Source organism: Niallia sp. NCCP-28, assembly GCF_023168165.1.
Taxonomy (GTDB): domain Bacteria; phylum Bacillota; class Bacilli; order Bacillales; family Cytobacillaceae; genus Niallia.
The window spans coordinates 249,492-259,627 of record NZ_BQYJ01000006.1 but is presented as its reverse complement, the minus strand read 5'-3'; the positions used below and the strand labels follow the sequence as shown (position 1 = coordinate 259,627).

Here is a 10,136-nt window from a genome sequence, read left to right as displayed (position 1 = left end):
GGCAATAAATGCTCCTATATTTGGCATAATCATTCCGCTTAAATGACTGCCAAAACGTTGTATTTTAACACGAATATCACTTTTATTTTCATTTGACATATTAATTTCACCCCTTATATTTCATACCTTTATATTAAAGCGCTTTCATTTTTATCGCAATTAGAAGTAAGTACAACTTTGTCTGAAGCAATGCTGACAAAATTAAATAGAATAATGTTTTTCATTATTTGTCTTATTTAGTTCTGAATAGAAGGAGCTTATAGGAAATGCTACTCTAGAATTGCGACTTTTTAGCCGGTTTCCATTCAGAGCTAGGTTTTTTATGAAAGGATTAAAAAAATGGCAACAATATGGTTGACGAAAATACATTTTTCTTTCATTGTTTTAAGTAGTGACATCATTTTATGATAAAAGTGTAAGAGTAATCAATTTTTATTGCCCATATTAAGTTAGAGTGAATCCCATGGCTAAGTGGGGGATGATACTTCGACAATAAAATAGGTAATAATAAAACAGACTTTGTACAGAAAAGCATAGATTGATGGTTAACTAGTTTTTTGTTTGTTTCCAGTTAATGGGGTACATATGCAGTAGATAATCAAAAGACGATTAAATGAAAAAATGCTAAAGTTTTCTAATTGAACAACTAAAGCACAAAAGAATAAGGAGGTTGGGTGTGAATACAAATGAACTTATCTATATCATTTCTGACTCGGTTTGCGAAACAGCTGAGACGATGGTAAAAGCAGTGGCGAGCCAATTTAATAGAGGGGAAGTAAGAATACAGCATATTTCCTATGTAGAGGATATAAAAGATCTTAAAAATATTATTGCTGCTTCGAAGGAAACTAATTCTATCATTGCTTATACGATTGTTGTTCCGTTTTTAAAGCAATATCTTGATCAGAAGGCACGAGAAGAAGGCGTTATAGCAGTTGATTTAATGAATCCACTTATGGAGGCTTTTATTCAAAAATTTAATAAAGTCCCAAAAGGGGAACCTAAATTAATGAGGAAATTGGATGAGGACTATTTCCGAAGAGTTGAAGCAATTGAGTTTGCTGTGAAACATGATGATGGACAGGATCCTAAAGGTATTAAATTTGCTGATATTGTATTAATTGGTGTTTCCCGAACATCAAAGACACCTCTATCGATGTATTTAGCCCGTAAAGGATATAAGGTAGCTAATGTACCTTTAGTACCAGAAATAGCACCTCCTGATTACCTTTTTGAGATTTCTAAAAATAAATGTGTTGGCCTAGTAATAACACCAGATAAATTAACTGGAATTCGAAGGGAACGCTTAAAACATTTGGGGTTAACCAGTGATGCGAATTATGCGAATTTAAAACGGATATTTGAAGAGTTAGAGTATGCTGAAAATCTTATGAAAAGAATAGGCTGTCCAATCATAAATGTTTCAAATAAAGCGATCGAAGAAACTGCCGATTTAATATTAGCGATGTTAAAAAAGGAGGAATCGTATATCATAAATAAATTTGTATAGAGATCTGATAAGGGAACTAACGAAAAAAGGAACTTTTAGGAGGCAAGTGAGTTAATTTAGAAGAAATGACCCGAGTGGGTTTACCTATTTGCGGAAGAGTAGAAAAAGGTTCTAGGATATGTTAAGAGGGGAGATTTTCTATAGTAGATTATGATGTAGAGAACATCTAAAGGTAGAAAACTGAATATTATGTTATTTTTGAAGATACGTGAAGAAGGAACATGTTGAAACAAAGAACAATATATATCTTTTTGTCTTTGTTTCTTTTGCCATTTTAATTTTTATTCTATATAAAACATGGTTAAGATTACCTTACTTTAAATACAATGTTCTCCAAGTTTATTTTCAAATGTCCCACCCAACTAGATTTCAAATAGTTTGAAAGGTACTAAACAAGCAATATAGGGTTAACAGTTGGAGAATTTGGTAAAAGCGGATATAAGATGTTAGTTAATAAATTAATTTTAATACAGAGTGATAACTCGCTATTTAAGTGATTAGCACCCTATAACTATTATAAAATCATTAATTTGTAATGGCAGGAGACGAACAATAATAAAGTTTCTAATAGTTTTTATAATATTTTTAGTCGAAAAACCAAAGATAGATAAGTGGCCAAGCTCTTTTAAAAAGCTTGGCTATTTCGTATCTATAAACTTCTTGATATATTAAAGATTTGGTTTTAATAGTAAATGTTGAATTTTGTCATTTTATCTCAATCATGGCAACATTTACAATGACAAAATAGGGTTTTCTATAAATTGATACCTCCTATGTAGTAGCCTTATTATAAAGTTACACTACTAATAAATGTTATATCATGTTTTTTGAAATTTGAAAGGGGATTAATTAGGAATGACGAATTCAAGTCAGGAAAAATCAGCTGTCAAGGTTAAGATTCAGCGCTTTGGCAGTTTTTTAAGTGGCATGATTATGCCGAATATAGGAGCGTTTATCGCTTGGGGGATTATTACAGCTTTATTTATTCCTACAGGTTGGTTTCCTAATGAAGATTTAGCAAAGCTTGTTAATCCACTGATTAAGTATTTGCTTCCATTATTAATTGGTTTTACAGGAGGTAGGGTAGTTCACGATTTAAGAGGTGGAGTAGTAGGTGCTGCTGCAACAATGGGAGTTATTGTTGCGGCAGATGGACCAATGATCTTAGGGGCTATGGTTATGGGGCCTTTAGGTGGATGGGTGATCAAAAAATTTGATAAAGCGATTGATGGAAAAGTTAAATCAGGTTTTGAAATGTTGATTAATAATTTTTCAGCGGGAATTATTTCTAGTATTCTAATAGTGCTTGCCTATAAAGTTATTGGACCATTTATTTTAACAATTAACACAACATTAGCAAACGGTGTTCAAATAATAGTAGATGCTAAGTTATTACCGCTAGTTAGTTTATTTATTGAACCAGCTAAAGTACTCTTTTTAAATAATGCTATAATGCATGGTGTTTTAAGTCCATTAGGAATTGAGCAAGCCTCGGCAACTGGTAAATCTATCTTATTTTTATTAGAATCTAACCCAGGTCCCGGTCTAGGAATTTTATTGGCTTATATTCTATATGGGAAAGGGACGGCTAAACAAACAGCAACTGGTGCATCTATCATTCATTTCTTTGGTGGAGTTCAGGAAATTTATTTTCCTTATATTTTAATGAAACCATTTTTACTGCTGGCTGCGATAGCTGGTGGAGCAACTGGGATATTTACTTTCTTATTCTTTGATGTAGGTTTAGTGTCGGCTCCTTCTCCTGGTAGTATTTTGAGTATATTAGCTATGGCACCAAGAGGGAATCATCTAGGAATTCTCGCTGGTGTATTTGTAGCAGCAGCAGTATCTTTCATAATTGCTTCTCTTATTTTAAAAACATCTAAGCAAACAGCAGAAGAAAATTTAGCGAAGGTAGCTGAAAAAACAGCAAGCTTAAAAGGGGAAGAAAACAAGGCTTCTACATTCATGAAAGCTGAAACAATTCAACAGCAAAATGAAGGAAAAGAAGAAGATGGTTTGAATAGCCAAATTAAGAAAGAAATTAAGAAAATCATTTTTGCCTGTGATGCAGGTATGGGTTCTAGTGCGATGGGAGCCTCTATTTTAAAAAGAAAAGTTCAACAGGCTGGGTTAGATATCTTAGTATCCAATACTTCCATTAATAACTTGCCAGTTGATGCCGATATTGTAATTACGCATAAAGATTTAACGGATCGAGCAAAAGATAAGTTGCCTGATGCGATTCATATTTCGGTTGAAAATTTCTTAAACAGTCCAAAATATGAAGAGTTATTATATGCGCTACAAAATGAAGAAGGTAATAAAACTATTGAAGCAGAAGAGGTTGAACCACCTGAACAAGTATTTGAGAATGTTTCTAAAATTATCTTTGCTTGTGATGCAGGTATGGGTTCTAGTGCGATGGGAGCCTCTATTTTAAAAAGAAAAGTTCAACAGGCTGGGTTAGATATCTTAGTATCCAATACTTCCATTAATAACTTGCCAGTTGATGCTAATATTGTGATTACACATAAAGATTTAACGGACCGAGCGAAAGCTAAATTGCCTCGTGCATATCACGTTTCAGTTGAAAACTTTTTAAGTAGTCCAAAGTATGATGAACTTATAGAAAAATTAGATTCAAAATTAGTGACTGTTTAGCCTGGTTCAATTAAGAACCAGTTTTTTTTGTTTGTGCTTCAGGAAAAGTAGGAATGCTAATTTTTTCTATTATTGGTCACCTGGTTCACCTTCTTCTTCTTTCAAAAATGGTTTTATGAGTACAATGACTATTCTGCGCATATTTTCACGGAGTGGTTTGAATGAATTTCTATCCATGTGTGTAAAGATAATAAAGTTGTTTAATTCGGTTACCAAATCTTAAACTTATGTCCCTTACCCTACATTTCAAATAGATAATCATGTTCTACCTTGCATACACGTAATGCGAATCGACTATACCACTCTTTTTTTCCGCGTTCTTGAGCGATTTGGTGAGCTGCATTTTTTTCCCAAGCAGCAATATCCTCGAGTGTTTTCCAGTAAGAAACGGTAATGCCCAAATCTGAATCTCTTGCACTTTCGACACCTAAATATCCTTTTTGTTTACTTGCTGTAACCGTCAAGTGAAATTGAACAGTTCTTGCTAATTTGGTTTGGACACTTTTGCTTAGAATAAATTTTGTCTATTTTTCATCCGATAGCTATCTCCGTTCATAGAAACTACTTCTACCCGATGCAATAAACGATCCAAAATTGCTGTTGTTATTCCTTCATCACCCATTAATTCTCCCCATTCTTCTGGGGACTTATTAGATGTTAATATGATAGAGCTTCGCTCATATAAATGATTAATTACTTGGAAAAATAGATTTGCTTCCCGTTGATCCATGGCCATATACATTAAATCATCAATAATAACTAAGTCCGAAGCTTGAAGTCGCTTAATTTGCACTTGTGATTTGTGTGTAAATTCTTGTGTTTTTAATAAATGAAGTAACTCACCCATGGTGACAAAGTAAACTTGAAATCCTTTCTGAATAGCTTCTATGCCTAATCCTACAGATAAATGAGTTTTGCCTACCCCTGGTGGCCCTAATAAAATTAAATTATATTGTTGCTCCAGCCAATTCAACTCTTGGAGTTGTGTGAGTTGACGTTCGCTTAGTGCATTTTGCTCTTTCACTTGAAACTCCATTAAAGTCTTGTGATAAGGAAATCTGGCCCACTTCATCCGTCTTTCTATACTTTTTTCTTCTCTTTTATTCAACTCAAAATGAGTAATTGCTTCCAGAAGTTCTAGATAAGTCCACGATACTTGCTCTGCTTCCCGAAGGAGCTTAGGAAGCTCCTCCGCTGTTTCTGCTAGGCGTAATTGCTTGAATTGAGATTGTAATTCTTTAACAGTTTGGTTCATGATTTATTACCTCCCAAAATGCTTGTATAAGCATTTAGAGAACGTTTAGCTATTGGATAAACACTTTTTCGCTTAGTAAAAACATTTTTTGGCTCAGCAGCTAATGTAGACTTTTCATGTGCAAGTTTCTTTAAATAATACACAATATCTCTAAAATCATTAGCACTATAGAGATTTTCTTTTCTACACTTTTCTAGTGCTTGTTCTATCCAGTTTGGTTCATTCTGTGCTATGGAACGGAAAATCTCTAATTGATCTCGTCGATAACGTGGATATCTATTAAGTACCTCATCTAGGTACTCATTTGCGTTTTCCACATTTTCAAATGCTGCTACTATACTACTTTTTAAAACTTCTATTCCCTTTGAGCGATCTCTACTATGACTTCTATTTTTGACAAGTATCCCCTTTTCTTTGCTAATCACATGCTTAGCGAGGATTTCATCATTCTTACTATTTCTAATTATTAACGTATCTTGATGTAGTCCAGTTATTTGTATAAATACCTTATTATCTCCATTTGCTTTATACGTACCGATAGGTACGGAGTATCTATTAGACTCAAATCTTATAGTATTGTCCTTGTTCACATTTCTTGATATACTTGATCCAATGGTACTTTCTTTTGAAAGTAGGGGAGAGACTGGATGTAGGTGTTGCTTTTCGAGGAGAAACACTTCATCTGGTCTCTTTTTTATTGTGTGATGTACATTATGATTGCCTGTACGAACTAGCCATTGACTGGCACGTTCATTCCAATCCTCAATATCTTTAAAGACACGACTATCCGCAAAATTTCCTTTAATATATTTGACGACATTTTCTATCATCCCCTTTGATTCTGGATCTGCTTTCCTGCACAAATGTACACGGAATTTCCTCTCTTTGACGTAGGCTTGAAATGCTGCTGTTAAAATAATTTCCCCTGCATTTTCACTTACGGTTAATAAATGGTCTTGATCGTATACAATTTCTTCTGTTTTTCCTCCATAATGACGAAAAGCATTTTCATGACATCGAATGGCATCTTGTGTGGTAAAAGGTCGATCCTGCCATTCCATATATTTATAACGTGAATGAGCTAAAACAAATGCAATAAAGTAAAGCTTTACTTCTTTTTTCTCTACTGTTTTTTGTTTTGTTTCTCCCCAATCTACCTGTAATTGTTTACCCATTGGCTGTTGAGGAATTGCCTCATAGTGTCTGACCTTTACGATCTTTTCAATTTGATACTTCTCTCGTACTTGTTGAATGTATAACCGAACTGTACTATCTCCAACCTGTAGGTGAGGGAATTTCTCTAACAACCAGTCCTTAATTTGAGCCGCACTTAAATGTGGGTATTCTTGTAACCAAGCTAGAATCCAATCAAGGTATTGATCTAGTTTTTTTGTTTTCTTCATTCCTTCTCCAAATGATTGCTGTGCTTCTTCAAAAGTCATATCTAAATATTTATAAACGGTTGTTCTTGATATTTTAAACTGCTTTGCTATACGAGAAACTGAAAAGTTTCGTTTTGCCATTTGATGAATTTCTAAATAAAGCATTAACTTTTCCTCCAACATTCCGACCCCCAGTAAACTACTGTTTTTAGTTTACTAGAATGTCTAATAAAAATGGCGAAAGTGTTCAGTGCTTCTTGGCAAAAACTGTCCATTTTAGTTTAGCAGTTACACTTGCTAATTCGTCCATTTTTGCTGCCATTACACCATAACCATTGTCACCTTCTGTTCGCTCTGAAGCAAAGACAACTGCATAATAGGGTAATTTATATGTATTTGCTAAGTTACTAATCTCCAACCACGCTCCTTAATGCCCAATATTCGGATGAAAATTTCTACAACTATTATATCTTAATAGGAAAAAGCCGACATTATTTTTAAAGTATTAGTTCTCATGTTTAAATAACTTTATTGTTTTTTAATCGGCTTTATTATGATTTAAACAATTTTATTATCATGAAACACCATGGTCGACATCCATTAAAAATATTCTTTTAAATATTACTTTAAACCCCATAGATTTCATCGATTATGAGTTTTTCACCGTTGCATGAACTATTAATCCCCGCGCATAATTTCCCTTATGTGCGGGTTTTCTGTGAGAGCATATGTGACGGAATTAAAATAGATTAATAGTATTATCAGTCATCAATTTTCTTTTATGAAATTTTCGTTTTATCGTTAGATTACTTTAATTATATGGATAACTTTTGCCTCGTATTATAGGCTGTTGTTACTTAGCAAAATTCTTATCTTTCTTTAAGAGGTTAAACTGATGTTGATTATATCTATATTGTATATTTATAAGATGTTTAGAATTAATATAAATATATTTTTTGTATACTAACTAATTTTTATGCAAAATTACTACTTGTGCTTAGTGTACTAATGGGGTATTTAGTGAAAGAATGGTTATAGGAAATTCAATGAACAAGGGAGAATAATACTCATTGAGAAATAAGAAATGGAGAATTAGATAATGATTATGCAGGATGCATTAAAGCAGCTTATTAAAGATGAAATTGCTCCATTATTTAAAGCAAAAGGTTTTAAAAAGAAGGGGAATAATTTTGCCAAGATGTTTTCTGATTTTGCTTGGACTGTAAATATCCAATCTTCTAAGTGGAATACGAAAGAAGAAGTGGAATTTACTTTTAATACTGGCATTTTTACTGATAAAATATTTGGGCCATATTATCAAACGGAACCACCCAAATTCCCAACAGAAATTCATTCGGTTCTTAGATTTCACATTTCTGAGTTGAAAAATGAGCCACATACCTGGTATAGAATTGACTTATCCAGTGACTTAGATGAAGTTAAACGAGAAGTGAGAAGCGATATACAAAAAGTGATTTTTCCGTACTTTGAGAAATTCCAAACAATTAATGAGGTAATGCAAGAGATGAAAAGAGAAGACGAACAAGACTTGTATGGGAGCAATCACTTCCTAACAATTTTGTATAAAGCATATGGTTATAATAAGGAAGCTCAAGAGAGAATTAATAAAGCATATGCTGAATCCGAGTTCGATTCACAAAAAGAGTATGCTAAGGAACTCGCCAATTATTTAGGGTTATTGATAGAGTAATTGATGGAAGTGTTTTTGTTGTGTGACAAACAGGGACTTTTATCCAATAACAATAAAGCGCATTTTAGTTTCTTCTGGCACTAAAATGGCAGGTTAGTTGAAGAATTAAGTCATCATTCCTAATACATAGTAGACTTATATACTGCGCAGCAAATGACCTTCATTTTCACCCTATTTTGTGAAAAAATGTACTTAAAGTGTGGGTGGGTTAGCTCAATTAAAAAAATTGAAATGTATTATTAAATAATAACTATTAATTCATAATGGGGATTTCTTCTAGTGTGTTGAATGTTGTGGAGAAAGAGATACTAATAGTGATTGAAAAATTCTCTTTACTGTAGAAAAGTTTTAAGAAAGGAAGAACGCCAATGATAGTTATTCGTCCACAGAGATTATCCCCATTTATAGAAAAAATAATATGGCAAGGTAAGGGATCAAAAGAACCTTATATAGTTTATCCGGATATTTATAATGTAATGGGTTTTCAAAACCTAGGCCATATTAATGTATTGAATGGTGATCAATGTAAGAAACTTGAAGGCGCTGGAATAACAGGTATTGATTCAGCTCCAAAAACTTTTCAAGGTACAGAGAATATTTCTTCTGTATTAGTGTTTTTTAAACCAGAAGTTCTTTTTCAGTGGAAAAAGATTCATCCTAGAGAAGTTGCAGGAACAAGTATAGGATTAATGGATTTTTGGATGAAAAAATCTGAATGGGATAGAATCTTAAATATTCAAGACCAAAGTCCATATCTATTTTTAGAACTAATAGAAAATATGTTATGGAAAGAATTTAATGCTGTAGAGACTGACCCTTGGATTTCGTGGGTTGTAAATCAAATAATATCGTCACATGGCACAATTAGAATTAATGAATTAGCCCAAGATGCAGTTCTTAGCAGAAGGCAATTTGGCCGAAAATTCATTGAAAAAATAGGTGTGTCTCCTAAGACCTTCTCACAAATAGTACAATTTCAATATGCCGTAAATTTGGCGAATACTAAAAATAAACTGGTAGATATAGCCATGAAGGCTGGATATACTGACCAATCCCATTTTATTAAGGAATTTCGAAAGCATACTGCCTCAATACCAAGTGAATTTTTTCATTTTAATAATGATAATGTCCCATTTTTACAAGATTAAGAAGTCACTCCGAGGTTAAAATTAGGAGGTAGAATTAAGGAAATAAATGATAATTGGAGGTACTATTTATGAAGGACAAGATAACAGATAGTGAGTTTCGAGAAATTTTACTAAGAAGAAGTAACGGTGTAATAGATTTCCACCAATTCTTAGATGAATTGTCCCAAAGAGGGATAAATGAATACGAAATAGAAGTTGCAACGGGACAAGCCACATATATAGGAGCATATTCAGAATTTAAAACAGATTCTCAAGTGAATTTAGTGATTTCAGACGATTTTAATAGAAATAAGGTACTTGAAGCAATTACTAACATTTCTCTTCCTTTCTTAGTCTTCCTACAAGAGATTGCTAATGCAGGAATTGTCAGCTACCGTGTATTTATAAAAGAAAAAAAGGTTATATACCTTGGTATTAAAGGGGAAGAAATTGAAGAACAGCTTAAAATATAAAAAAAGTCAGGTGC

Annotated in this window: 7 protein-coding genes and 2 pseudogenes; 5 read left to right on the top strand and 4 right to left on the bottom strand. The window is 33.0% G+C overall.

Annotated elements, in window-relative coordinates; all coding sequences use genetic code 11:
• Positions 1–676 precede the first annotated feature (676 nt).
• On the top strand, positions 677–1,510 hold the full coding sequence (locus tag NCCP28_RS17600) for a pyruvate, water dikinase regulatory protein (protein WP_248562689.1): 834 nt from the start codon (positions 677–679) through the stop codon (positions 1,508–1,510).
• An 855-nt stretch (positions 1,511–2,365) separates the two neighbouring features.
• Entirely contained in the window at positions 2,366–4,174 is a 1,809-nt protein-coding gene (locus tag NCCP28_RS17595) for a PTS mannitol transporter subunit IIBC (protein WP_248562688.1), read from the top strand.
• 239 nt (positions 4,175–4,413) lie between these two features.
• Here NCCP28_RS17595 and NCCP28_RS17590 read toward each other — a convergent pair.
• The 4 genes and pseudogenes from NCCP28_RS17590 to NCCP28_RS17575 all read right to left on the bottom strand — a co-directional run.
• Positions 4,414–4,626 (bottom strand): annotated as a pseudogene (locus tag NCCP28_RS17590) (antibiotic biosynthesis monooxygenase family protein); the annotation flags it as partial.
• A 56-nt stretch (positions 4,627–4,682) separates the two neighbouring features.
• A complete protein-coding gene (istB, locus tag NCCP28_RS17585) occupies positions 4,683–5,429 on the bottom strand; it encodes an IS21-like element helper ATPase IstB (RefSeq protein ID WP_248562687.1) in 747 nt (248 codons plus the stop codon).
• On the bottom strand, positions 5,426–6,976 hold the full coding sequence (istA, locus tag NCCP28_RS17580; RefSeq protein WP_248562702.1) for an IS21 family transposase: 1,551 nt from the start codon (positions 6,974–6,976) through the stop codon (positions 5,426–5,428). Before istA ends, istB begins: the two co-directional genes overlap by 4 nt.
• Before the next feature lie 127 nt (positions 6,977–7,103).
• Positions 7,104–7,223, bottom strand: a pseudogene (locus tag NCCP28_RS17575) (antibiotic biosynthesis monooxygenase); the annotation flags it as partial.
• Positions 7,224–7,910: 687 nt separating this feature from the next.
• On the opposite strand from NCCP28_RS17575, the gene NCCP28_RS17570 reads away from it, so the two are divergent.
• The 3 genes from NCCP28_RS17570 to NCCP28_RS17560 all read left to right on the top strand — a co-directional run bounded on the left by NCCP28_RS17570 (position 7,911) and on the right by NCCP28_RS17560 (position 10,122).
• Complete coding sequence (locus tag NCCP28_RS17570; protein ID WP_248562686.1) at positions 7,911–8,522, top strand: DUF4304 domain-containing protein; 612 nt, start codon at positions 7,911–7,913, stop codon at positions 8,520–8,522.
• A gap of 368 nt (positions 8,523–8,890) precedes the next feature.
• Positions 8,891–9,670, top strand: coding sequence for a helix-turn-helix domain-containing protein (locus NCCP28_RS17565; protein ID WP_248562685.1), 780 nt, complete (start codon positions 8,891–8,893; stop codon positions 9,668–9,670).
• A gap of 68 nt (positions 9,671–9,738) precedes the next feature.
• Positions 9,739–10,122, top strand: coding sequence for a DUF1398 family protein (locus NCCP28_RS17560; protein ID WP_248562684.1), 384 nt, complete (start codon positions 9,739–9,741; stop codon positions 10,120–10,122).
• Positions 10,123–10,136: the final 14 nt, after the last annotated feature.